General features: G+C 60.2%; 24 protein-coding genes. 8 read left to right on the plus strand and 16 right to left on the minus strand.

Translation table 11 applies throughout. The annotated features are described in order from the left end of the window. Positions 1–25: 25 nt before the first annotated feature. The 3 genes from QMK55_RS13915 to coxB form a co-directional block, all read right to left on the minus strand. Positions 26–577 carry a cytochrome c oxidase assembly protein gene (locus QMK55_RS13915; RefSeq protein WP_102355452.1) on the minus strand — a complete coding sequence of 184 codons (552 nt, stop codon included), beginning with the start codon at positions 575–577 and terminating at the stop codon, positions 26–28. A 117-nt stretch (positions 578–694) separates the two neighbouring features. Next, complete coding sequence (ctaD, locus tag QMK55_RS13920) at positions 695–2281, minus strand: cytochrome c oxidase subunit I (protein WP_102355451.1); 1587 nt, start codon at positions 2279–2281, stop codon at positions 695–697. 82 nt (positions 2282–2363) lie between these two features. After that, a complete protein-coding gene (gene coxB, locus QMK55_RS13925) occupies positions 2364–3491 on the minus strand; it encodes a cytochrome c oxidase subunit II (protein ID WP_320329379.1) in 1128 nt (375 codons plus the stop codon). 369 nt (positions 3492–3860) lie between these two features. Here coxB and QMK55_RS13930 point away from each other — a divergent pair, with 369 nt between their 5' ends. Then, a complete protein-coding gene (locus QMK55_RS13930; RefSeq protein ID WP_320329380.1) occupies positions 3861–4493 on the plus strand; it encodes a hypothetical protein in 633 nt (210 codons plus the stop codon). A gap of 129 nt (positions 4494–4622) precedes the next feature. Here the strand turns inward: QMK55_RS13930 and QMK55_RS13935 are convergent, their stop codons facing one another. From QMK55_RS13935 to QMK55_RS13945, 3 genes are all read right to left on the minus strand, one after another. Further along, positions 4623–6149 carry a SulP family inorganic anion transporter gene (locus QMK55_RS13935; RefSeq protein ID WP_102355449.1) on the minus strand — a complete coding sequence of 509 codons (1527 nt, stop codon included), beginning with the start codon at positions 6147–6149 and terminating at the stop codon, positions 4623–4625. A 90-nt stretch (positions 6150–6239) separates the two neighbouring features. Continuing rightward, positions 6240–6971 (minus strand): carbonic anhydrase, encoded by a 732-nt coding sequence (locus QMK55_RS13940; RefSeq protein ID WP_025112327.1) that lies wholly within the window; start codon positions 6969–6971, stop codon positions 6240–6242. A gap of 238 nt (positions 6972–7209) precedes the next feature. Then, positions 7210–8268: a PA0069 family radical SAM protein gene (locus QMK55_RS13945; RefSeq protein WP_102355447.1), complete on the minus strand. Its 1059-nt coding sequence runs from the start codon at positions 8266–8268 to the stop codon at positions 7210–7212. Positions 8269–8491: 223 nt separating this feature from the next. On the opposite strand from QMK55_RS13945, the gene QMK55_RS13950 reads away from it, so the two are divergent. After that, positions 8492–8794, plus strand: coding sequence for a hypothetical protein (locus tag QMK55_RS13950; protein WP_102355446.1), 303 nt, complete (start codon positions 8492–8494; stop codon positions 8792–8794). Positions 8795–8870: 76 nt separating this feature from the next. Here QMK55_RS13950 and QMK55_RS13955 read toward each other — a convergent pair whose 3' ends face one another. Genes QMK55_RS13955 through QMK55_RS13965 form a run of 3 tightly spaced genes read right to left on the minus strand, consistent with a single transcriptional unit; the run spans position 8871 to position 12718 of the window. Next, positions 8871–10172, minus strand: coding sequence for a cytochrome c (locus QMK55_RS13955; protein ID WP_320329381.1), 1302 nt, complete (start codon positions 10170–10172; stop codon positions 8871–8873). Positions 10173–10184: 12 nt separating this feature from the next. Continuing rightward, positions 10185–11969 (minus strand): GMC family oxidoreductase, encoded by a 1785-nt coding sequence (locus QMK55_RS13960; RefSeq protein WP_320329382.1) that lies wholly within the window; start codon positions 11967–11969, stop codon positions 10185–10187. A gap of 2 nt (positions 11970–11971) precedes the next feature. Beyond that, the gene (locus QMK55_RS13965; RefSeq protein WP_320329383.1) at positions 11972–12718 is read right to left on the minus strand and encodes a gluconate 2-dehydrogenase subunit 3 family protein; all 747 of its coding nucleotides are present in this window, start codon (positions 12716–12718) and stop codon (positions 11972–11974) included. A 305-nt stretch (positions 12719–13023) separates the two neighbouring features. Between QMK55_RS13965 and QMK55_RS13970 the strand changes: the two genes are divergently transcribed. Further along, a complete protein-coding gene (locus QMK55_RS13970) occupies positions 13024–13668 on the plus strand; it encodes a dual specificity protein phosphatase family protein (protein ID WP_320329384.1) in 645 nt (214 codons plus the stop codon). Between the two features lie 45 nt (positions 13669–13713). Here QMK55_RS13970 and QMK55_RS13975 read toward each other — a convergent pair whose 3' ends face one another. Both QMK55_RS13975 and prlC read right to left on the minus strand, forming a co-directional pair. Next, entirely contained in the window at positions 13714–13998 is a 285-nt protein-coding gene (locus QMK55_RS13975; RefSeq protein WP_007962808.1) for a YheV family putative zinc ribbon protein, read from the minus strand. After that, positions 13995–16073: an oligopeptidase A gene (prlC, locus tag QMK55_RS13980; protein WP_320329385.1), complete on the minus strand. Its 2079-nt coding sequence runs from the start codon at positions 16071–16073 to the stop codon at positions 13995–13997. Before prlC ends, QMK55_RS13975 begins: the two co-directional genes overlap by 4 nt. A gap of 62 nt (positions 16074–16135) precedes the next feature. On the opposite strand from prlC, the gene QMK55_RS13985 reads away from it, so the two are divergent. Together QMK55_RS13985 and QMK55_RS13990 are read left to right on the plus strand one after the other, a co-directional pair. After that, a complete protein-coding gene (locus QMK55_RS13985) occupies positions 16136–16681 on the plus strand; it encodes a gamma carbonic anhydrase family protein (protein ID WP_102355441.1) in 546 nt (181 codons plus the stop codon). Between the two features lie 28 nt (positions 16682–16709). After that, on the plus strand, positions 16710–17360 hold the full coding sequence (locus QMK55_RS13990) for an HAD family hydrolase (protein ID WP_320329386.1): 651 nt from the start codon (positions 16710–16712) through the stop codon (positions 17358–17360). Between the two features lie 100 nt (positions 17361–17460). Here QMK55_RS13990 and QMK55_RS13995 read toward each other — a convergent pair whose 3' ends face one another. Next, positions 17461–18537, minus strand: coding sequence for an aminopeptidase (locus QMK55_RS13995; RefSeq protein ID WP_320329387.1), 1077 nt, complete (start codon positions 18535–18537; stop codon positions 17461–17463). 59 nt (positions 18538–18596) lie between these two features. On the opposite strand from QMK55_RS13995, the gene QMK55_RS14000 reads away from it, so the two are divergent. Together QMK55_RS14000 and QMK55_RS14005 are read left to right on the plus strand one after the other, a co-directional pair. Beyond that, positions 18597–19019 carry a hypothetical protein gene (locus tag QMK55_RS14000; protein ID WP_102355438.1) on the plus strand — a complete coding sequence of 141 codons (423 nt, stop codon included), beginning with the start codon at positions 18597–18599 and terminating at the stop codon, positions 19017–19019. A gap of 40 nt (positions 19020–19059) precedes the next feature. Further along, on the plus strand, positions 19060–19479 hold the full coding sequence (locus QMK55_RS14005) for a hypothetical protein (RefSeq protein ID WP_102355437.1): 420 nt from the start codon (positions 19060–19062) through the stop codon (positions 19477–19479). Between the two features lie 6 nt (positions 19480–19485). Here QMK55_RS14005 and QMK55_RS14010 read toward each other — a convergent pair whose 3' ends face one another. Further along, positions 19486–19725: a DUF1161 domain-containing protein gene (locus QMK55_RS14010; protein WP_102355436.1), complete on the minus strand. Its 240-nt coding sequence runs from the start codon at positions 19723–19725 to the stop codon at positions 19486–19488. A gap of 222 nt (positions 19726–19947) precedes the next feature. Then, positions 19948–20379, minus strand: coding sequence for an OsmC family protein (locus tag QMK55_RS14015; RefSeq protein WP_102355435.1), 432 nt, complete (start codon positions 20377–20379; stop codon positions 19948–19950). Positions 20380–20619: 240 nt separating this feature from the next. Between QMK55_RS14015 and QMK55_RS14020 the strand changes: the two genes are divergently transcribed. Then, the gene (locus QMK55_RS14020) at positions 20620–21621 is read left to right on the plus strand and encodes an LLM class flavin-dependent oxidoreductase (RefSeq protein ID WP_320329388.1); all 1002 of its coding nucleotides are present in this window, start codon (positions 20620–20622) and stop codon (positions 21619–21621) included. A gap of 163 nt (positions 21622–21784) precedes the next feature. Here QMK55_RS14020 and QMK55_RS14025 read toward each other — a convergent pair whose 3' ends face one another. After that, positions 21785–22009 (minus strand): DUF1161 domain-containing protein, encoded by a 225-nt coding sequence (locus tag QMK55_RS14025; protein WP_025112344.1) that lies wholly within the window; start codon positions 22007–22009, stop codon positions 21785–21787. A gap of 124 nt (positions 22010–22133) precedes the next feature. Then, positions 22134–22349 carry a dodecin gene (locus QMK55_RS14030; protein WP_003220389.1) on the minus strand — a complete coding sequence of 72 codons (216 nt, stop codon included), beginning with the start codon at positions 22347–22349 and terminating at the stop codon, positions 22134–22136. Positions 22350–22425 lie beyond the last annotated feature (76 nt).

The following is a 22425-nucleotide window of genomic DNA, read 5'->3' on the forward strand; positions in this document are numbered from 1 at the left end:
TTATTGTTCTCCTTATCGGGCACGCTTAACCGCCAGTGTTTGCAGCCACCGGAGGATGTCGGGCGGTGATATCGAACAGCGTGTAGGACAGCGTCAGGTGCTTCACGTCCTTGGGCATGTCGCGGTCAACGATGAAACGCACCGGCATTTCGATCTGCTGACCCGGCTGTAGCACCTGCTGGGTAAAGCAAAAGCATTCGGTCTTGTGGAAATACGCCGCCGCTTCGCTGGGCGCGATACTCGGCACGGCCTGGGCGCTCATCGGTTTGTCGGTGGGATTACGCGCGACGAAAATCATCTCGTTGACTGCGCCCGGGTTGGCGGTCAGCTCATCGTGCTTGGGGTAGAACTCCCACGGCATGTCGATGTTGTTGGTCGACAGAAACTGCACGCGCACCTGCCGCGACTTATCCACAACCTGCTCGCCCTCGTACTGCCCGGCGGTCTTGCCGTTGATGCCGAAGGCCTTGCACATCACGTCGTAGATCGGCACCAGGGCAAAGCCGAAGACAAACATCGCCACGACGACCCCCAGCAGGCGGGTGACGAGTTTTTTCAGCGAGATCGAGTCAGCCATGATTCCAACCCTCTACACCACCCCCTGTAGGAGTGAGCCTGCTCGCGATGGCGGTGTGCCTGACACACCGCGTCCAGCTCATCGCGAGCAGGCTCACTCCTACAAAGGCCAGGCGTTTCATTTCACTTCCGGCGGCGTAGTAAAGGTGTGATACGGCGCCGGTGACGGCACGCTCCACTCCAGGCCTTCGGCGCCATCCCACGGTTTGGCCGGGGCTGGCGCGCCACCACGGATGGTCTTGATCACGATGAACAGGAAGAAGATCTGCGTGGCACCGAACATGAACGCGCCGATCGACGAAACCATGTTGAAGTCGGCGAACTGCAGGTTGTAGTCCGGGATCCGCCGGGGCATTCCCGCCAGGCCCACGAAGTGCATCGGGAAGAAGGTCATGTTCATGCCGACGAACGACAGCCAGAAGTGCAGCTTGCCGAGGGTTTCGTCGTACATGTGCCCGGTCCACTTCGGCAGCCAGTAATAGGCCGAGGCGAAGATCCCGAAGATCGCCCCCGGCACCAGCACGTAGTGGAAGTGCGCGACCACGAAGTAGGTGTCCTGGTATTGGAAATCCGCCGGGGCGATGGCGAGCATCAGCCCGGAGAAACCGCCGATCGAGAACAGGATCACGAACGCCACGGCAAACAGCATCGGCGTCTCGAAGGTCAGCGAGCCTTGCCACATGGTGCTCGCCCAGTTGAACACCTTCACCCCGGTCGGCACGGCGATGAGCATGGTCGCGTACATGAAGAACAGCTCGCCCACCAGCGGGATGCCGACCACGAACATGTGGTGCGCCCAGACGATGAACGACAGGAACGCGATGCTCGCCGTGGCGTAGACCATCGAGGTGTAGCCGAATAGCGGCTTACGCGAGAAGGTCGGGATGATCTGGCTGACGGCGCCGAAGGCCGGCAGGATCATGATGTACACCTCGGGGTGGCCGAAGAACCAGAACACATGCTGGAACAGCACCGGGTCACCGCCACCGGCTGCGCTGAAGAAACTGGTGCCGAAGTGGATGTCCATCAGCATCATCGTCACGCACCCGGCCAGTACCGGCATCACCGCGATCAGCAGGAACGCGGTGATCAGCCAGGTCCAGACGAACAGCGGCATTTTCATCAACGTCATGCCGGGGGCGCGCAGGTTGAGGATGGTGGCGATCACGTTGATCGCGCCCATGATCGAACTGATCCCCATCAAGTGGATGGCAAAGATGAAGTAGGTGACGCTTTCCGGCGCATAGGTGGTGGACAGCGGGGCGTAGAACGTCCAGCCGAAGTTAGGTCCGCCGCCGGCGGTGAACAGGGTCGAAACCAGCAGCAGGAACGCCGCCGGCAGCAGCCAGAAGCTGAAATTGTTCATTCGCGGCAGGGCCATGTCCGGCGCGCCGATCATCAACGGGATCATCCAGTTGGCGAGGCCGACGAACGCCGGCATCACCGCACCGAAGACCATCACCAGGCCGTGCATGGTGGTCATCTGGTTGAAGAACGCCGGCTCGACGATCTGCAGGCCGGGCTGGAACAGCTCGGCGCGGATCACCATGGCGAACGAGCCGCCGAGCAGGAACATGCAGAACGCAAACCACAGGTACAGCGTGCCGATGTCCTTGTGGTTGGTGGTCAGCACCCAGCGCATCAGGCCTTTGGCGGGGCCGTGGGCGTGGTCGGCATGACCGTGGTCATCGATTACAGCGCTCATGGCCGGTCTCCTTTACGTGAGTGGGCTGGGCTGGCCGGGGCGCGCTGCCCCGGCCGGTTCACGAAGTACGCGATGGACCGGCTCATTTGCTTTCCGCCTGTTTGAGCTCCAGCACTTCTTTTGGCGTGACCATGTCGCCCTTGTTGTTGCCCCAGGCGTTACGTTCGTAGGTCACGACCGCTGCGATATCGACTTCCGACAACTGCTTGCCGAACGCCGCCATCGCGGTGCCGGGCTTGCCGAAGTACACGCGGTGCAGGTGGTCGGCTTTTGGCCCAGTGGCAATCGGCGAGCCTTTGAGCGCCGGGAACATCGGCGGCAGGCCCTGGCCTTCGGCCTGGTGACAGGCCACGCAGGTGGTGTGATAGATCTTGTCGCCGCGCTCTTTAAGCTCGTCCAGCGTCCATTCCTTGCTGGTCAGCTCCTTGAGCTGCGCCGCTTCAGCCTTGCGGTCGGCCAGCCATTTTTCGTAGTCGGGCTTCTCTTTGACGTCGACCACGATCGGCATGAAGCCGTGATCCTTGCCGCACAACTCGGCGCATTGGCCACGGTAGATGCCGGGCTTGTCGATCCGCGTCCAGGCTTCGTTGACGAACCCCGGGATCGCATCGCGCTTGACCGCGAACGCCGGCACCCACCACGAGTGAATGACGTCGGCAGAGGTCACGAGGAAGCGCACCTTGGCGCCGACCGGCAGCACCAGGGGCTTGTCGACTTCGAGCAGGTAGTGCTCGCCCTTGGCTTCCTTGTTATGGATCTGTTCGGCGGGGGTGGCCAGGTTGCTGAAGAACTCGACGTCCTGGCCCAGGTATTTGTAGTGCCACTTCCATTGATAACCGGTGATCTGGATATCGATATCCGGCTCACTGGTGTCGTACATGCGGATCAGGGTGGCGGTCGCCGGAACGGCCATCGCCACCAGAATCAGCAGCGGCACGACGGTCCAGAGAATTTCGACGGTGGTGCTTTCGTGGAATTTTGCGGCGACCTGCCCGGTCGAGCGGCGATGCACGATCATCGACCAGAACATGGCGCCGAAGACGATGATCCCGATCACCACACAGATCCAGAAAATGGTCATGTGCAGGTCGAATACTGCGTGACTGATTTCAGTCGCTCCAGGCGCCATATTCACAGTCCAGGCAGCATGTGCCGGGCTGAAAATCGACCACAACAGGAGGCCCATCCAGACGTGTGGATGTCGCATCATTGCGGGTTCCCCTTATCGTTCTTGTTATCCCGCCGGCTTTCGCCTGCGGCAAGGGAGCGGCTGCATCAGACTACGAACTTGAATCGCCGGGCCTTGCTGCGGGTGCAGTCGGGCGTCATCAGCTAACTCCATTCACTGGCGAGTATAGACAGCGACGGGAAATTGCAATGTGCACACGAAAATGACCTGAAACAGCTGGCACTTGCGTTCAAGGGCACGAATGGAGAAGGATGCAGACGAGTGGTGGCAAATCGATATAACGCAGGTGCATCAAGGATGAAATAATTATGACAAATGCGTCTTAGCATTTTTCGTAAGGCAGCTAAGTTATGTCTTCCCTATTTCATTGCCTTGTACCCTGGAGTTTTCATGAACACCGCCGCATTGCGCGAGCAGATCCAAAAAGCCCGACAAACCGAAAATGAAACCGGACGGCTCAAGCGTCAGCTGGAAGCCAAGTTGCCTCATCTGCATTCGGCCATCCAGTTGCCGGACGCTAACCGCGAAGAAGCGTTGACGAGCTTCGTCACTGCTTATATCGACGAAGTACCAGACATGCTGGATGCAGCCAATGAAGTCGCCAGGGAAGCGGGAATCGAGTCGCAGATCAAACCGGTGCTGAAAATCGCCGAGCAGTACTTCCTCCAGCCGCCGGTCGGCCTGGACAATCTGCTGGACGAAGCCTATCTGGCGCACCGCTTTGTCGAAGAGGTCAACGACCTGTACATCAAGCATCTCGGCCAGCCACTGATCCCCTTGGACATGACGGTCGCCAATTTGATTGCTCACCAATTGCTCGGTGAGGAATTTGCCAATCAACTGGACGAAGTCGTGCATCACACTATCGACGAGATGCTCGACGACGAGAGTTTTGCGCTGGAGTCGGTAGAAGCCTACCGCGACAAACTCAGCAGCCCGGACACCGGCGCCGCGTGGAAACGCTGGCCGTGCATGGGCCGCCGACTGGGTGTGGGCCTCGAGCTCGACCAGCCTGCTGCCTGAGTTACACACAATCGAATGTAGGAGTGAGCCTGCTCGCGATGGCGATAGATCAATCAACATCTTTGTTGACTGACCCACCGCCATCGCGAGCAGGCTCACTCCTACAGGGGTTGAGTTCAACCAGTAAATTTAGCCGGCAGCGCCGATTCCGGTATTGGTCCGCACCCTGCCTTCAAGCCTGCGCTTCAACCCGCGCGACTCGATCAATAGCTTCGACCCTTTCGCCGCATTCGCCCGACCCCATTCCTCCAGCAACTCCAGACACGAATGGTCGATGTAGCTCAGGTTATTGAGCGGCACATGCACCGTCGTACCTGCGGGAATGCTGCCCAGCACCTGGGTCAGCGCCGGCACCTTGAGGAACGTCGCCGCACCGATCAGGCGCAACTCCATCTCACCGTCCTGTGGCAGGTCGATCAGGCTGATCTTCAGGCGCGAAGCCTTGAACGCCAGTTTCACCAGGGTCAGACCGAAACCGATCAGCACACCGGTCAACAGATCGGTAAAGATGATCGCCAGCGCCGTGGCGGCGTAGGTGAACATCGGCATCCGTCCGTAACGGCCCAGACCGCGAAAGGCCTTGAGGTCGACCAGTTTGAAACCGGTATACACCAGCACCCCCGCCAGACTCGCCACCGGAATGCTTTGCAGCACGCTCGACAGCAAGAGCACGAACGCCAGCAGCCACAGACCATGGAGGATCGTCGAATAACGCGTGGTCGCACCGGCCTGGACGTTGGCTGAACTGCGCACGATCACCCCGGTCATTGGCAGTGCCCCGACCAGACCGCAGAGCATGTTGCCGACACCTTGCGCCGACAGCTCACGGTCGAAGTCCGAACGCACCCCGTTGTGCATGCGGTCCACTGCCGCAGCAGACAGCAGGGTTTCGGCGCTGGCGATGAACGCCACGGCGAACGCGGCGATCAGCAGCGTCGGATCGGCCAGGCTGAGCAGGTCCGCCGGTTTCAGCCAGTCGATGGCTTCGGCCAGATTCTCCGGCACCTCGACCCGTTTCACCTGCAACGCCAGCAGCAGGCTGGCGCCCGTGGCCAGACCGACGCCGAGCAATGCACCGGGAACAAACCGTAGCGAATTCGGACGGAATTTCTCCCATAGCCACATCACCGCTATGGTCGCCAGCCCAAGCAACCCGGCCTGCCAGCCGAGCGATGGCAAGGCTTGCGCCACCGCGCTGGGGAATGCCGTGAGGTTATCCAGACCGGAGGGTTGCGGCTTGGCATCGAGCATCACATGCACTTGCGAGAGCACAATCAGCACTCCGATCCCCGCGAGCATGCCGTACACCACCGCTGGCGCCGTCACCCGGAACCAGCAACCGAGCTTCAGGCGACCGGCCACCAGTTGCAGGAAACCCGCGAGCAGCAGAATCGGCCCGAGCATCTCGATGCCGTGCTGGCGCACCAGTTCGAACACCAACACCGCCAGACCCGCCGCGGGACCACTGACCTGCAACGGCGACCCCGCCAGCCAACCGACCACCAGACCACCGATGATCCCGGTAATCAGACCCTTGGCCGGCGGCAACCCTGACGCAATCGCGATACCCATGCACAGCGGCAAGGCGACCAAAAACACAACCACTGAAGCGAGCAGCTCCCGTGGCAACACCGCTTTCAATTGAGCAGCACGCATGGTGACTCTCCCGAAGTTTTCTTCAGGCATGGCTTCGCCGAGCCGCTGAAACAGCGGCCGGCGTCAAACCACACAGATGTTTAGGAAGATTTAGAAGCGCGCTTTGGGCGTCGCCACCGGAATCGGATGGCTGCCGTCGAGCGGCAGGAAACGTCCCTGATCCGCGTCGTAAGCTTTGATTTCACTGGTTTCGATGTTGTAGACCCAGCCATGGATGAACAAATGACCGTTCGCCATGCGCGAGGCTACCGAGGGATGGGTACGCAAGTGCTGCAATTGGGCGATGACGTTCTCCTCGGTGAGGATCGGCATGCTTTCTTTTTCGTCGGCGCAGTGACAGTTGTCATGCACCATGGTCTTCGCCACTTCCGCATGACGCAGCCAGGCTTTGACAGTCGGCATTTTTTCCAGGCTGTCCGGATTGAGCACTGCGCGCATGGCGCCGCAATCGGAGTGGCCGCAGATGATGATGTGCTGCACGCCCAGCGCCAGTACCGCGTATTCGATCGCGGTGGAAACGCCACCGTTCATCTGGCCGTAAGGCGGCACGACGTTGCCGACGTTACGGGTCACGAACAGATCGCCCGGCGAGCTCTGGGTGATCAGTTCGGGCACGATGCGCGAGTCGGCGCAGGTGATGAACATCGCCTTTGGCGCCTGGGCCGTGGCGAGTTTCTTGAAGAGTTCTTCCTGCTGCGGGAAGACCTCATGATGAAAATGCAAAAAGCCGTCAACGATCTGTCGCAGCGCTGCATCGGCGGACTCCGCCCCAGGGACGGCTTGCGCCGACGCAGCCAACGGCTGTTTATCCTTGTCACTCATGATTCATCCTCTTTGGCGGATTCGGGGAGTCATTCCCGTGTATTCCGATGTGAAGCCAGTGGCTGTTTAAAACATCCGGGTCATCCCGACCCGTCAGTCACTCGATGAACAAGGTAGCCGCCGAAACTTAACTCAAACTGAATAAAGCGCTCTAGAACGTGTGTTCCAGGTCGCAAAAAACGTGACTGGTCTGTTTCGGCGGAAGGATTCCAACCCATCAACCATAGGCTAATTGTCGCTAAATCAACGACATCTGGCGACCCGGCGGACAGAAGGCAGTGCAATCGAGGTTATAGCCCTCACGGTGGTTTAAACCGAGGCGTTTAATGGCTTTGGCAAAACGTTGTGCGAGCAGGTCGGCGAACGGCCCTTCGCCGCGCATGCGGGCGCCGAAACGGCTGTCGTAGAGCTCGCCGCCACGGCTCTGGCGCACCAGGCTCAGCACATGGGCCGCGCGCTGCGGGTAGTGCGCCTGCAGCCACTCCTCGAACAGCGGCGCGACCTCCAGCGGCAGGCGCAGCATCATGTACGCGGCGCTTTGCGCCCCGGCGGCGTGCGCCTCGGTCAGCAAGCTTTCGATTTCGCTGTCGTTGATCATCGGAATCATCGGTGAACACAGTACCCCCACCGGAATCCCCGCTTCACGCATCACCCGGATCGCCCGCAGCCGTGCTTTCGGTGCAGCGGCACGGGGTTCGAGGATGCGTTTGAGTTCATCGTCCAGCGTGGTCAGGCTGATCATTACCGCCACCAGCCGTTGCTGTGCCAGCTCGGTGAGCAGATCGAGGTCGCGCAAAATCAGCGAACCTTTGGTGACGATGGTCACCGGGTGCCGGTAGCGAAGCAGCACTTCGAGGGTCTGGCGGGTGATCCGGTGCTCGCGCTCGATGGGTTGATACGGATCGGTGTTGGAACCCAGGTTAATCGGCGCGCACTGATAGCCGCGCTTGCTGAGCTGCTCTTCCAGCACTTGAGCGGCGTTGGTCTTGGCGATCAGCCGGGTTTCGAAATCCAGCCCCGGCGACATGTCCCAATAGGCGTGGCTGGGCCGCGCGTAGCAATAGATGCAGCCGTGCTCGCAGCCGCGATAGGGATTGATCGAACGATCAAAGGGCAGGTCTGGCGAGGTGTTGCGGGTGATGATGGTTTTCGCGGTCTCGATCATCACCTCGGTGTTTTGCGTCTCGGGCACTTCCTGATACCAGCCGTCGTCCTCGGCTACCGAACGATTCGGCGCGAAGCGGTTGTGCGGGTTGGTCGCGGTGCCGCGACCGCGGGGAGGCAAGGGCGTGTGCATCGGATGGGTCCTGATGGCTGTATGTGCATACAGTATCGCCGGTGCGAGTAAACAGCCAGTGCCGTTCGGCGATTCGGGGTATGGGAACAGGGTATCCGGTTTATTGATTGCGCCTTTTTATTGCAACCTGGAGACACATGTTTCAAGTAGCAGTGCAACTTGCAATGTCGTTAGTATTCGCCTTGTTGTCATTCTGCTATTCAATATTTAAAAGGAATTAAAAGTGTCTAACTTTAACCATCGCGGCGTCTTTCTGCAGAAACTTGGTCCGACTCCGGTTGATCCGGATGAAGTACTGGTGTCCATGCAGTTTGCACTGAAGCAATCCGGTTGGGATGCAGCGAACGCCGTGCCAGCCGACTCTCTGCTGGATTCGCGGATTATCATTGCGTCGTCCTATGACGGGGGCAAAACCTTCGATGTGCGCAATGACAAGGATATCGATGGTGACGGTGATATCGATGCAGATGACAAGGAAAAGTTGCTGGCGTTGGCCAAGGCTTATGTAAGTATCATGAACCCGTAATATGGATCAGACGCTATATTAGTTGTGGCGTAATACAAAAAAGCCCTGCCCGTATTAAATACGGACAGGGCTTTTATTAGTTGCTGTGGGTTGCCTGGCCGAGATCATCAGCCGAGGTGGTCGTCATGTCGCTGGTGCGTAAATGACTGACCTCGTTCGCGTTCACCGGCGCGCCTTTGTTGCCCCAGCTGTCACGGATGAAACTCACCACATCCGCCACTTCCTGATCCGACAAGCGCCAGGCGAAACCCGGCATGGTGAAGGTCGAGGGTGCCGTGTGCGTCGCCGGGAGGGTGCCGCCTTTGAGCACGATGTGGATCAGCGAGGTCGGATCCTCCGATTGCAGCACCGGATTGCCCGCCAGTGCCGGGAACACCCGGGTGTAGCCGTGGCCATCGGTGCGGTGGCAGGCCGCGCAGTTATCGATGTACACCGCTGCGCCGCGCTGGCTGTCGTCGCCGTTCCACAGAGCCTTGGCGGCTTTCTCGTCGTACTGGTGCGGCTGATCGTTTGGATCAGTAGCTGGCAGCGACTTGAGGTAGCGGGCGATCGCGGTCAGGTCGGCGTCGGTCATGTATTGCATGCTGTGGGTGACCACATCGCTCATGCCGCCGAAGACCGCGCTGCGGTCGCTGCGTCCGGTCTTGAGGAACTGCACCAGTTGCGCTTCGCTCCAGCCGCCGAGACCGTCCTTGTGATCACCGCGCAGGCTCTTGGCGATCCAGCCTTCCAGCGGCGCACTGCCGGCGAGGAAGTTCTTGCCGTCCGCCGCGCTCAGGGATTTTTCCTGCATGGTCAGGGCACGCGGCGTATGGCAGGCGCCGCAATGGCCGAGGCCTTCGACCAGATAGGCGCCGCGATCGATCACCGGATCATCCGTGGTTGCCTTGTAGTCTTCGACCTTCGGCGCGAACATCCAGCGCCAGCCCATCAGTGGCCAGCGCATGCTCAGCGGCCATGGAATGTCGCTGGCCTTGTTCTCCTGCGCGACCGGTTCGACGCCGTGCATGAAGTAGGCGTACAGCGCCTGCATGTCGGTTTCGCTGACACGGGCGTAGGACGGATACGGCATCGCCGGGTACAACGTACTGCCGTTTTTGGCAACGCCATGGCGCACCGCTTTGTCGAAGTCCTCGAAGCTGTAATCACCGACGCCGGTTTTGTCCGGGGTGATGTTGGTCGAGTAGATCGTGCCGATCGGGGTTTCCATTGGCAGGCCGCCGGCGAACGGCTTGCCACCCTTGGCGGTGTGGCAGGCCACGCAGTCACCGGCGCGGGCGAGGTACTCGCCTTGTTTGATCAACGCTTGATCAACTTCGGCCGCTTGAATTGAGGCGCTGCCGAGCAGGGCCAGGGTGGCGATAACGAGAATTTTCATGGTCATCGCTCCTTATGCCTGGACCAGCGGGCCGGGGTTTTTCAGGTACTGCTCGCGGATCGCCTTGGCCGACCAGTAGGTCAATGCCGCCACCAGCCCGGTCGGGTTGTAACCCAGACCTTGCGGGAATGCCGACGCACCCGGTACGAACACGTTGTGCACGTCCCAGCTCTGCAGGTAGCGGTTCAGGGCGCTCTTCTTCGGATCGGTGCCCATGATCGCGCCACCGTTAAGGTGCGTGGTCTGGTAGGCCGCGGTGTTGAAGTGATCACCGACCTGTTTGCCGATCACCGCGATGGCTTTCGGGCCCATGGCTTGGGCGACCTTGCCCATTTTCTCGACCATGAAGCGGTTCATCTTGATGTCGTTTTCCTGCCAGTCGAAGGTCATCCGCAACAGCGGCAAGCCGTAGGCATCGCGGTACACCGGGTCGAGGTCGAGGTAGTTGCCACGGTAGGACTGATGCGCGCCGTGGGCGTCCATCGACACCTGGTGGGTGTAGTAATCGGCGGTCGCGCGTTTCCAGTCACTGCCCCAGGCCGGGGTGCCCGGCGGGTTCGAAGTGCCAGCAATCGGCCGGCTGCCGGCCTGATTGACCCACATTGGCGAGCCGCCGACGAAGCCGTGCGGGCCGTGGTCGAAGTTGTCGGCGTTGAAGTCGTCCAGTGCCACGCCGTTGCCGCCGGCACCGATGAAGTTGTTGGTGTGGGTATCCTTGTCGAAGAACGCCTTGATGGTCGCCATGTTCTGGTAGGCAAAGTTGCGCCCGACCACGCCTTCGCCGGTAATCGGGTCGTAGGGTTTGCCGATCCCGGACAGCAGCATCAGGCGCACATTGTGCAACTGGAACGCGCCGAGGATCACCAGATCTGCAGGTTGCTCGATCTCGCGGCCCTGAGCATCGATGTAGGTGACGCCGGTGGCTTTGCTTTTCGTGCTGTCGAGGTTGATCCGCAGCACGTGGGCGTTGGCGCGCAGCTCGAAATTCGGCAGCGGCTTGAGCGCCGGCAGAATGTTCACGTTAGGCGAAGCCTTGGAATACATGTAGCAAACGTAGCCGCTGCAGAATCCGCAGAAGTTGCACGGACCCATCTGTGCGCCGTAGGGATTGGTGTACGGCCCTGAAGTATTCGCCGATGGCAGGTTGTAGGGTTTGTAACCGACCTCTGTCGCCGCTTTGCCGAACAGCTGTGCGGAAACGGTGTTCTTCTGCGCCTCCAGCGGGAACGGGTTCGAGCGATCCGGCGCGTACGGGTTGCCGCCCTTGCCCTGGCCGACCAGTTGGCCTTTTACGGTCCAGGCCTGGCCGGAGGTGCCGAAGACTTTCTCGGCGAAATCGAAGAACGGTTCGAGCTCTTCGTAGCTGACGCCGAAGTCCTGGATGGTCATGTCCTTGGGGATGAAGCTTTTGCCGTAGCGCTCTTCGTAATGGCTGCGCATGCGCAACTCGATCGGGTCGACCCGGAAATGCACGCCCGACCAGTGCAAACCGGCGCCACCCACGCCATTACCCGGCAGGAACGCACCCAATTGGCGGTTCGGCAGGGCAATGTCGGTGACGCTGTGACGGATGGTGACGGTTTCTTTCGAGATGTCCTGAAAGAGTTTTTTCCGCACGCTGTAGGTGAGTTCGTCGATCACCTGCGGATAGTTGCCGTCGGGGTAAGTGTCCTGCATCGGCCCGCGCTCCAGCGCCAGCACGTTGAGCCCGGCTTCGGTCAGCTCCTTGGCCATGATTGCGCCGGTCCAGCCAAAACCGACGATCACCGCGTCGACCTTCTTCATTACCGTTGCCATGCTCAAGCCCTCTCGCCGCGAATCGAAACTGCCGGGAAGGGGTATTGCTCGTTGCGTTCCACCCAATCCATGAAATCGGCGCGGGCGCCGGGGAAGCCGATCATGGTCCAGCCGACCATGCCTTTATTGCCGCCGTGGATCGGATCGCAGAAGAACCCTTCCTTGGTGTTTTGCAGCAACAGGCTGAAGAAAATCTTTGCCGGAACGGCATCGAACTGCGGCTTGCCGGCTTCGAGTTGCTTGAGCAGATCGTCTCGGGTAGCGCTGTCTTGCTCAGCAAATGTCTTTCCGTTCAGCGATTTTGCCCACTGATCCGTGGCGGCGATGCCGAGGCGATAGATGTCTTTGGGCACCAGTTTGCTCTGCCAGCCCATCTCCGGCGCCGCGTCGGCGTTGAACGGGCCTTGCATGTACCAGAGGGCACCGGCGGCATACGGGGTGTTCATCTGACGGTCGATGTATTCCGGCACGCCGGCTTCCAGAGCCCCCGGGCCCTGATCGTCGTTGGGGATCAATTGCGCCACGGCGGCGTTGATGAAGGCCCATTCCTCGGCGCTGAAATGGCTCGGCTGGTAAGCGCCGGCTTCGGATTTCGCCGGGGTTGCGGCTGGCGCCGCCGGGGTGGCTGCAGGTGCAGCTTGCAGCACGCTGCTGCCCAGACCGGTTCCGGCCAGGGTAACCACGGGAATCAGGGTCAGGGATTTGCGCAAGAACTCACGCCGCGGGTTGTCTCGATCTGCATCAGACATGGGAGTGCACCTCATCAGGCATTGATGGTTGTCCGTTTCTACGAACGGCTTGAGCATTTTTTCGTCGCGGCGCGTGGCCCGTTTGACCGGGAAAAGGGGGACGGCTGCAACATCGTGTGACAAATGGTAGCAGCCTAATCATCGGGATGAACCGATTCAGCGGAAAAACCCACGTTTTTTTACGCGGTGTTCAATGAAATCGTGCGGATTCACGATTCTTTGACAAGTGGCTCACAGGGCTTTGACTGCCGGACGTAGAAGCTGCGAGGCCTTTCATTGATGAATTTCGATACGGTCAGCCCAGCATGTCTCGAGTGCGCCTTTTCCCTGCTTTGTGTTTGTCGCTTGTTGCCCTGCTGCACTTGATGCCGGCCCAGGCTGACGCCGCTGTCACATCGCGCCCGCCTGAGTGGGCGCAACCGGTTGAAGTGCAGTACAACCTGTTCCAGATGTCGCCAACGCTGTATCGCAGTGCCTTGCCGGACGGCGGTGCGGTGCCGTTGCTGAAGAACCTCAAAGTGGCGACCGTGATCAACTTTCTGCCCGAAGCCGACAGCAGTTGGCTGTCCGAGCCGGGCATCAATCAGGTGCAACTGCCTTATCGCACCAACCATGTCGATGACGCCGATGTGCTCAAGACCCTGCGCGCGATTCAGACCGCCGAAGCAAATGGCCCGGTGTTGATGCATTGCAAGCATGGTTCCGACCGCACCGGCCTGATGGCGGCGATGTACCGGATTGTGGTGCAGGGCTGGAGCAAGGAAGACGCGCTGAATGAAATGACTCAGGGCGGTTTTGGTGAGAGCGGCCATTTCAAGGATGGCGTGCGCTATGTGATGCAGGCCGACGTCGACAAACTGCGCACCGCCCTGGCCAATGGCGATTGCAGCACCAGTGCGTTTGCTACCTGCTCGATGAAGAGCTGGTTCCAGTCAGTCAACCTCAAATAAGCCGAACCCTCCACGGCATTGCACCGTGGAGGGTTATTCGCTGGCTCAGTCTTCGGACTTTTTCTTCAGTTTCGGATTCGGGAAGAACTGCACGGCCTGGACGGTCTTGTCCGGCGCCGGTTTGAGCGCGCTGGTATTGACCCGCGTGCCCAGTTCCTTGGGAACCGACAACCCCTGCTCGTTGAGCGTATCCGAGTAACCGCAGGCCACGCATTCGCGGTGCGGCACGCTGTCCTCGTTCCACATCATCAGTTTGTCCGGCTCGCTGCACGCCGGGCAGACGGCCCCGGCGATAAAGCGCTTCTTGGTAATCACAGGTGCCTCACTCATGCTGCTGCGTCCTCACTCAGGCCGCTGTGGCGCAAGAGTGCGTCAATCGATGGCTCGCGGCCACGGAAGTCGACGAACAACACCATTGGCGCCTGCGAACCACCACGGGCCAGAATCGCTTCGCGGAATGCACGACCGGTTTGTGCGTTGAGCACGCCGTCTTCTTCGAATTTCGAGAAGGCATCCGCCGACAGCACTTCAGCCCACTTGTAGCTGTAATAACCCGCCGCGTAACCGCCAGCGAAGATGTGCGCGAAGCTGTTGGGGAAGCGGTTGTAGACCGGTGGACGCATCACCGACACCTCGTCACGCACGCCTTCGAGTACCTGCGCGACGCTGCGGCCGTCACCGTGGGTGGCGTGCAGTTCGAAGTCGAACAGCGAGAACTCCAGCTGGCGGACCATCATCAGGCCGGACTGGAAGTTCTTCGCTGCGAGCATTTTTTCCAGCAGATCCTGCGGCAGTGGTTCGCCGCTTTCGTAGTGACCGGAGATCAACGCGAGGCCTTCCGGCTCCCAGCACCAGTTTTCCATGAACTGGCTCGGCAACTCGACCGCGTCCCACGCCACGCCGTTGATCCCGGAGACACCGGCGTGATCAACGCGGGTCAGCAGGTGATGCAGACCATGGCCGAACTCGTGGAACAGGGTGGTCACTTCATCGTGGGTCAGCAGCGCCGGCTTGCCGCTGTCGGCCGGGGTGAAGTTGCACACCAGGTTGGCGACCGGGCTTTGCAGCACGCCGTCGACGGTGCGGCGACGGTCGCGGGCGCCGTCCATCCACGCACCGCCACGCTTGTTGGCGCGGGCGTAGAGGTCGAAGAAGAAGCGGCCGACGTGCTGGCCGTTTTCCTTGATCTCGAACAGGCGCACGTCCGGGTGCCAGGTGTCGAAGCCTTTCAGTTCGGCGATTTCGATGCCGTACAGACGCTGGACGATAGCGAACAGACCGCCGAGGACTTTATCGATCGGGAAGTAGGCCCGCAGGGTTTCCTGAGCGACGCTGTAACGTTGTTCACGGAGCTTCTCGCCGTAGAAACCGCTGTCCCAGCTTTGCAGATCGGCGCAGCCCTGTTCGGCGGCGTAGGCGCGCAGTTGCTGCAAATCCTGTGCGGCAAACGGCTTGCTGCGCTTGGCCAGGTCGCGCAGGAAACTCAGCACCTGATCGCTGGATTCGGCCATTTTGGTGGCCAGGCTCAGCTCGGAGAAGCTGGCGAAGCCCAGCAGTTTGGCCAGTTCCTGACGCAGGTCGAGGATCTCTTCCATCACCGGGCCGTTGTCGTTCTGGCCGGCGTTCGGGCCTTGATCCGAGGCGCGGGTGCAGTAGGCGGCGTAGACTTCTTCACGCAACGCACGGTCTTGCGCGTAGGTCATCACCGCGTAGTAGCTCGGGAATTCCAGGGTGATCAGCCAGCCATCAAGGTCTTTGGCCTGTGCGGCGGCGGCCATTTGCGCCTTGGCCGAATCGGTCAGACCGGCGAGGGCGGCTTCATCGGTGACGTGCTTGGTCCAGGCTTGCGTGGCGTCGAGCAGTTGGTTGGAGAAGCGGCTGCCCAGCTCGGACAGTTTGCTCTGCACTTCGGCGTAGCGCTTTTGTTCGGCTTCCGGCAGGTCGATACCCGACAGACGGAAATCGCGCAGGGCGTGTTCCAGAATAGTCTTTTGCGCCACCTCGAAACCGGCAGCTTGCGGGCTGTTGGCCAGGGCTTCATAGGCCTGGAACAGTTCGCGGTTCTGGCCCATCTCGGTGGAGTAGGCGCTCAGGGCCGGCAGGCACGACTCGTAGGCTTCGCGCAGTTCGGCGCTGTTGCACACGGCGTTGAGGTGGCTGACCGGGCTCCAGGCTGCGCCAAGGCGATCATTGAGTTCGTCCATCGCCAATACCAGGCCGGCCCAGGTCGGGTTCTCGACTTGAGTCTTGAGGATCTCGGCAATGGCGGCGCGGTTGTCGGCCAGGATCGTTTCAATGGCTGGCAGCACGTGTTCGGCACGGATCGTGGAGAACGGCGGCAGGTCGTAGGACTGCAGAAGAGGGTTGTTCACGCTCACGGTTGGCACCTTGGCTGGAAGAAACATGCGCCCATCTTAATTACAATCGACACTCACCGCAGCTATCGGCGACAGAGAGAGAACTTATCGTGCCCGTTCGCAAGTACCAGAATCACACCCCGCAGTTGCGCAAAGGCGCGTTTGTCGACGCCTCGGCGGTGGTGATCGGCGACGTCGAAATCGGCGAAGACAGCTCCGTCTGGCCGCTGACCGTGATCCGTGGCGACATGCACCGCATCCGTATCGGCGCGCGCACCAGCGTGCAGGACGGCTGCGTGTTGCACATCACCCACGCCGGGCCGTTCAACCCGGACGGCTTCCCGCTGCTGATCGGCGATGACGTGACCATCGCTCACAAGGTCATGCTGCATGGCTGCACTGTTGGCAGCCGCGTATTGATCGGCATGGGCAGCATCGTCATGGACGGCGCGGTGGTCGAAGATGACGTGATCATCGGCGCCGGCAGCCTGGTGCCACCGGGCAAGCGCCTGGAAAGCGGCTTCCTGTACGTGGGCAGCCCGGTGAAACAGATCCGCCCGCTGACTGACAAGGAGCGCGCCTTCTTCACCTACAGCGCGGCGAACTACGTGAAGCTCAAGGACCTGCATCTGGCCGAAGGCTACGACCAGCTCTGAATCGCCTTACACCTGCTCAGGATTTCTCATGCATTACCAGACCGTACTGTTCGACCTCGATGGCACCCTGACCGACCCGCGTGAGGGCATCACCCGTTCCATCCAGTTCGCCCTCGGCAAACTCGGCATTGATGAGCCGGACCTGACCAAGCTCGAACACTTCATCGGCCCGCCACTGTTGCAGGCGTTCATGCAGTTCTATGGCTTTGACGAGGCCAAGGCCTGGGAAGCGGTGAACTTCTATCGCGAGCGCTTCAAGGTCACCGGACTGTACGAAAACCGCGTGTTCGATGGCGTCACACCGCTGCTGGAAACCTTGAGCGGCCAAGGGCGACAGCTGTATATCGCGACCTCCAAACCTTGGGAATTTGCCCGCGAGATTGCCCGGCACTTCGACTTTGCCAAACACTTCAAGGTGATCTACGGCAGCGAACTGGATGGCACGCGGACCAACAAGGTCGAGCTGATCGCGCACCTGGTGGCCGAAGAGGGGCTGGATCCGGCCAATACGCTGATGATCGGCGATCGCAAGCATGACCTGATCGGCGCGCGCAGCAACGGGCTGGATGCGGCGGCGGTGGGCTATGGGTTTGGCAGCTTTGAAGAATTGAGTGCCGAAGCGCCGGCCTATCATTTTGAAACGCTGGCCGAGTTGCATCAGGCGTTCCTGCGGCGCTGATGAGTCAGTCTTCGCGAGCAAGCCCGCTCCCACAGGGAGAATGCATTTCAACTGTGGGAGCGGGCTTGCTCGCGAAGGGGCCGGCTCAGCCCATGCGAAATCAGGATTCTGCCAACGCTCTAAGTGCCGCTTTACGCTCAGTCAGCGGCAGCTCACCCAGCTTTTCGACCTCAACATAAAACCTCACCCAATCCCCCCCAACCTGGCTGAACAACGCTGCAAACGCCGGCACCCACTGGTCATACAGCCCAAACGGCAGCAGCCGCGCATTGTTCAGCGGCATATTCACCCAGGCGTCATAACGCTTGTCCCCTGCCCACTGGCTGTCGCGCATCAATCGATATTCGCGACGAAACTGCTCGAACGCCGCTGTTTTGCGCTCGCGCATCTGCTCGGCCGGCAGCGGCTGGGCATAGAGCTTTTCCAGTTGTGAACGCGTTTCCAGCACCAACTCGATGAACTGGTCACGCTGCATGAGCAGCGAGTCGGTGTCTGGCGGCAGGCCACGAAATGCCCGCCACTGTCGGGTGCCTTGCTGTTCGACAAATGTGGCGAAGGACTCGTTGAACTCGGTGTCGTCCTTCACATAGAAGCGCTGATGCGCCAGTTCATGAAAAATCAGCGTGGCCAGGCGCTCGTCACCCCAGCCCATCATCGAGTTGAGAATCGGGTCATTGAACCAGCCGAGGGTCGAATAGGCTTCGACGCCGCCAATCGACACGTCCATGCCTTGCAGGCGCTGAATCGCCGCTTCGCCACGTGCGGCGCTCTGGCTGTAGTAGCCGCGATAGGCCACGCAGCCGGCAATCGGGAAGCAATGGTTCTGCGGGGTCAGGGAAAACTCCGGGGTGGCAAACACGTTCCACACCACGTACGGCCGGCCGATGTCGGCGTACAGGCGATAGCTCTGGTTGTCCGGCAGATGCAGTTGTTCGCTGGCGAAGGCGCGGGCCTTCTGCGACTGGATCAGGTGTGTGCGTAATGCCCTATCGCGGCTGGGGTCGGCGATCACCTTGGCCACCGGCTCACGCGCCTGCAACAACTGCAACTGACCGCTGGCCAACTGGCTGTAATAGCTCACGCTGGAGCAACCGCTGAGCAACAAAAACATCACACCCGGAAACAAAATCCGAAAAACGCGATCAAGTAACCCATGGCTTGGAAGCGGCCTGATCAAAATAAAAAATCCTTTGGAAAGTCTGCCCGCAAGACTATCCCGCCATTTGGAGCTTCGCTATGCGCATGTTGTTGCTGACTGGAGGCCTGCTGACGCTGGCCGGTTGTGCCGGATTCGGAATGCCCGACCCTGACCCCTCGCAAGCCTGGATCGACCTCGATGCCCGGCAACAGGACACCGCGCTGCAAGCGCTGCAGGTCGATAGCCGAACCACGGCCGACAAACGTTATTTCGAGGTGCAGCCCGGCAGCCATGAACTGAAGGTGCGTTATCAGTTTGCGGTCGAAGCCACCAACATCGGCCCGGATGCCGAGCCGCTGTGGCGCGACTGCCAGTTGAACGTGAAATTCAAGGACTTCAACGCCGGTCAGCGTTATCAGCTGCAGGCCGGCAGTATCGGTTTCCGTCCATGGGCGAAGCTCTACGACGAGCAACGCAAAGTGGTTGGCCAGGGCACACCGGCAGGCTGTCAGCGCACTTGATCGGCGCTATGCTTCAGGTCTGAACCCTTGGACATCCATCATGCGCAAGTTGATGCTGTTGCTCGCAGTCGGCGCTATCACCGGCTGCCAGACCCCGTTGCCACCGGTCGATCCACAAATGGCCTGGGTCGACTTTTCGACCCCGACCCCGGGCGGCAAACTGCTCATGGCCGAGCGCCTCGACAATAAACGGTTGACCGACGGGCGTTTCTTTCAGGTGACGCCTGGCAGCCATGAGCTGCGGGTGCGTTTCGACTTCGAGGTGTTTGGCGGCGGTGGCAGTCTGATGACCGGCCCGGTCGAGCGGCTGTGTTACCTGTACATCCGCTACGACCATTTCGAAGCCGGCCAGCGTTACCTGCTGGAAGGGCGTTCGCTGGGGTTCACGCCGAGCGCGCGTTTGTACAACGCCAGGCACGAGATCGTTGCCGAGGACCGGGACATCGACTGCCTTACCTGAGGTGAATCAGTTGCTGTTTTTCTGATAGATGATCGCTTTGGTGCCGTTGTCGCAAGTGCCGACGACCATCGCCACGTCGTGTTTATCGGCCTCTTCCTTGCTGACGATTTCCAGCGTGTAGGAGGGCACGGCGTTGGCCTGGATCTTGACCTCGATCTCGTTCTTCAATTCTTCACAGTCTTTCGGTGCGGCAAGAACCGTTGTGGCCAGTGCACTGCAGAAAATCGCCAAGCCAATACGTTTCATAGTTAAAGCTCCCTGGTGCAGCGCGCACGGGTGTGCGCTGAAGCTGCTGTCACTTATTCGACCATATTTTTGCAGAGCGGGTTCTGACTTCGCTCACATCTTCAGGCACTGCGGTGCTTTTTGGATCGCTTTCGCGAGCAGGCTCGCTCCCACATTGGACGTGTTCACAACACACACCCTGAGGGAGCGAGCCTGCTCGCGATTGGGTCAGTCAGCGCCGACTTAGCTGACCAGCGAAGCCTCAAGCGTAATCTTCGCATTCAACAGCTTGGACACCGGGCACCCTTCCTTGGCCTTGTTACTCAGTTCTTCAAACTGCGCCTGCGTCGCTCCCGGGATCTTCGCCTTGAGAATCAGCTTCACCGCAGTGATGGCAAAGCCGCCGTCCACCTGGTCCAGCGTGACCTCCGCCTGCGTGTCGATGCTGTCAGCCCTCAGGCCCGCATCGCCGAGAATCATCGAAAACGCCATGGAAAAACAGCCGGCATGGGCGGCGCCGATCAGTTCTTCCGGGTTGGTGCCCTTGCCACCTTCGAAGCGGGCCTTGAAGCCGTAAGGCGCTTCTCTGAGGACGCCGGTTTCGGTAGAGATCGAGCCGATGCCGGTTTTCAGATCGCCAGCCCAATGCGCGGATGCTTTCTTCACGATAGCCATGTCTGCCTCCTCAAGATCTGGCGCGGAACGCCGCGCCGTCGTGGTGTTTGCTTGCAAGGCTTCTGAGGATAGACGCCGGAACAAAGTTCAGCTCAGGTGAATCGTTGACTTTTTTAGTAGGATTTTTCCCTCAGCTATTGAAACTCGGGTATATGCCCTTATTGCACAGAACACGCTTATGAATTCGGCAGGTTTTCGTTCGCAAGAAAAAACCTGCAGACCACTCGGAGACGCAGGTTTATGAAGCAACTGTCCGACGTAAAGTTTTCCACCCTCGATCTGGTGCCGGTGCGCGAGAACGGCAGCCCGGCGCAATCGCTGCGCAACTCGCTGGACCTGGCGCAGCATGTCGAGAAATTCGGCTATACCCGCTTCTGGGTCGCCGAGCACCACAACATGGACGGCATCGCCAGTTCCGCCACTTCGGTATTGCTGGGGTATCTGGCCGGTGGTACCTCGACGATTCGCGTCGGCTCCGGCGGGGTGATGTTGCCTAACCACTCACCGCTGGTGATCGCCGAACAGTTCGGCACTCTCGAAAGCCTGTATCCGGGGCGCATCGACCTCGGGCTGGGCCGGGCACCGGGTTCCGACCAGATGACCGCCCGTGCCCTGCGCCGCGAGCGCTCTGGCAGTGCCGATGACTTTCCGGAAGACGTCGCCGAACTGGTGCGCTTCCTCGGCCCGCGTACCCCGGATCAACGGGTGATCGCCATGCCCGGAACCGGCACCAATGTGCCGATCTGGTTGCTCGGCTCCAGTCTGTTCAGTGCGCAACTGGCCGGTGAGCGCGGTTTGCCCTACGCCTTCGCCTCGCACTTCGCCCCGCGCTTTATGCACGAGGCGATCCGCGTCTATCGCAATCACTTCAAGCCATCGGCGGTGCTCGACAAGCCGTACGTGATGCTCGGCGTACCGTTGGTTGCAGCGGATACCGATGAGCAGGCGGATTACCTGGCGACTTCGGTGTACCAGCGCATTCTCGCGTTGATGCGCGGGCAGAGTCTGGTGCAGCGTCCACCGGTGAAAAGCATGGATGGCCTGTGGTTACCCCATGAGCGTGAGGCAGTGGGGGACTTCCTCGGCCTGGCAATGGTCGGCAGCCCGCAGAAGATCCGCGCGAAGCTGGAGGTGCTGGTTGAACAGACGCAGGCCGATGAGCTGATCTTCACCTGTGATCTGTATGAGCATGCCGATCGCCTGCATTCCTATGAGTTGCTGGCGCAGGTCATGAAGGGATAACACCAACCCCTGTAGGAGTGAGCCTGCTCGCGATAGCGTTTCCACAGTCACTGAGTTGTTGACTGTTACACCGCCATCGCGAGCAGGCTCACTCCTACAGGGGGAACGTGTCGCCCACAAAAAAGCCGACGCCTTCGCGTCGGCTTTTGCATTTCAGTCGCGATCAACCGCGCTTGTAGACGATTTCCTTGGCGCCGCCCTCACATTTGCCGACAACCTTGCCGCCAGCGGCCGCACCCTTGTCGGCAATCTCCAGCGAATACCCGGAAACGCCCTTGGCATCCAGCTTCGCGGCAATTTCGCTTTTCAACTCTTCACAAGGCTTGCCAGCAGCAAACGCGCCACCCGCAAGGCTCAACAAACCTACTGCCAATATGAACTTCTTCATCGGTCGCACTCCCTGGTCGGATTAAAAGAGGCGGGCATCGGGTATCCCGATGCGCTCACCTTGTAGCGCTTTGCCATTCCTATGGCACTCGGCCAGCGCGCAAGTTCAGAAGCGTAGCCCAAACTCAGCTGCTGGCAATCCGGAAGCCGACTTTGAGCGTTACCTGGAAGTGCGCAGCCTTGCCGTCCTTGATGTGGCCACGGGTGTCGACCACTTCAAACCATTCCAGGTGCTTGATGCTCTTGTTCGCTTCAGCCAGCGCATTGTTGATGGCGTCCTCGATGCTGCTGGTGGACGAGCCGACCAGTTCGACTTTCTTGTAGGTGTGATGGTCACTCATGGCGATCTCCTTGGCGTGTTGGATTGAGACTAGCAGTGATTTGCACTGTTGATTTCGGCGGCCCGGAGCAAGCGAA

The sequence above is a fragment of the Pseudomonas sp. P8_229 genome, assembly GCF_034008635.1.
GTDB lineage: Bacteria > Pseudomonadota > Gammaproteobacteria > Pseudomonadales > Pseudomonadaceae > Aquipseudomonas.

Bases quoted from the DNA above. Each gene is read 5' to 3' on its own strand.
- QMK55_RS13915 (WP_102355452.1), bottom strand. From the start codon at position 577: ATGGCTGACTCGATCTCGCTGAAAAAACTCGTCACCCGCCTGCTGGGG.
- ctaD (WP_102355451.1), bottom strand. From the start codon at position 2,281: ATGAGCGCTGTAATCGATGACCACGGTCATGCCGACCACGCCCACGGC.
- coxB (WP_320329379.1), bottom strand. From the start codon at position 3,491: ATGATGCGACATCCACACGTCTGGATGGGCCTCCTGTTGTGGTCGATT.
- QMK55_RS13930 (WP_320329380.1), top strand. From the start codon at position 3,861: ATGAACACCGCCGCATTGCGCGAGCAGATCCAAAAAGCCCGACAAACC.
- QMK55_RS13935 (WP_102355449.1), bottom strand. From the start codon at position 6,149: ATGCGTGCTGCTCAATTGAAAGCGGTGTTGCCACGGGAGCTGCTCGCT.
- QMK55_RS13940 (WP_025112327.1), bottom strand. From the start codon at position 6,971: ATGAGTGACAAGGATAAACAGCCGTTGGCTGCGTCGGCGCAAGCCGTC.
- QMK55_RS13945 (WP_102355447.1), bottom strand. From the start codon at position 8,268: ATGCACACGCCCTTGCCTCCCCGCGGTCGCGGCACCGCGACCAACCCG.
- QMK55_RS13955 (WP_320329381.1), bottom strand. From the start codon at position 10,172: ATGAAAATTCTCGTTATCGCCACCCTGGCCCTGCTCGGCAGCGCCTCA.
- QMK55_RS13960 (WP_320329382.1), bottom strand. From the start codon at position 11,969: ATGGCAACGGTAATGAAGAAGGTCGACGCGGTGATCGTCGGTTTTGGC.
- QMK55_RS13965 (WP_320329383.1), bottom strand. From the start codon at position 12,718: ATGTCTGATGCAGATCGAGACAACCCGCGGCGTGAGTTCTTGCGCAAA.
- QMK55_RS13970 (WP_320329384.1), top strand. From the start codon at position 13,024: ATGTCTCGAGTGCGCCTTTTCCCTGCTTTGTGTTTGTCGCTTGTTGCC.
- QMK55_RS13975 (WP_007962808.1), bottom strand. From the start codon at position 13,998: ATGAGTGAGGCACCTGTGATTACCAAGAAGCGCTTTATCGCCGGGGCC.
- prlC (WP_320329385.1), bottom strand. From the start codon at position 16,073: ATGTTTCTTCCAGCCAAGGTGCCAACCGTGAGCGTGAACAACCCTCTT.
- QMK55_RS13990 (WP_320329386.1), top strand. From the start codon at position 16,710: ATGCATTACCAGACCGTACTGTTCGACCTCGATGGCACCCTGACCGAC.
- QMK55_RS14000 (WP_102355438.1), top strand. From the start codon at position 18,597: ATGCGCATGTTGTTGCTGACTGGAGGCCTGCTGACGCTGGCCGGTTGT.
- QMK55_RS14005 (WP_102355437.1), top strand. From the start codon at position 19,060: ATGCGCAAGTTGATGCTGTTGCTCGCAGTCGGCGCTATCACCGGCTGC.
- QMK55_RS14010 (WP_102355436.1), bottom strand. From the start codon at position 19,725: ATGAAACGTATTGGCTTGGCGATTTTCTGCAGTGCACTGGCCACAACG.
- QMK55_RS14015 (WP_102355435.1), bottom strand. From the start codon at position 20,379: ATGGCTATCGTGAAGAAAGCATCCGCGCATTGGGCTGGCGATCTGAAA.
- QMK55_RS14020 (WP_320329388.1), top strand. From the start codon at position 20,620: ATGAAGCAACTGTCCGACGTAAAGTTTTCCACCCTCGATCTGGTGCCG.
- QMK55_RS14025 (WP_025112344.1), bottom strand. From the start codon at position 22,009: ATGAAGAAGTTCATATTGGCAGTAGGTTTGTTGAGCCTTGCGGGTGGC.
- QMK55_RS14030 (WP_003220389.1), bottom strand. From the start codon at position 22,349: ATGAGTGACCATCACACCTACAAGAAAGTCGAACTGGTCGGCTCGTCC.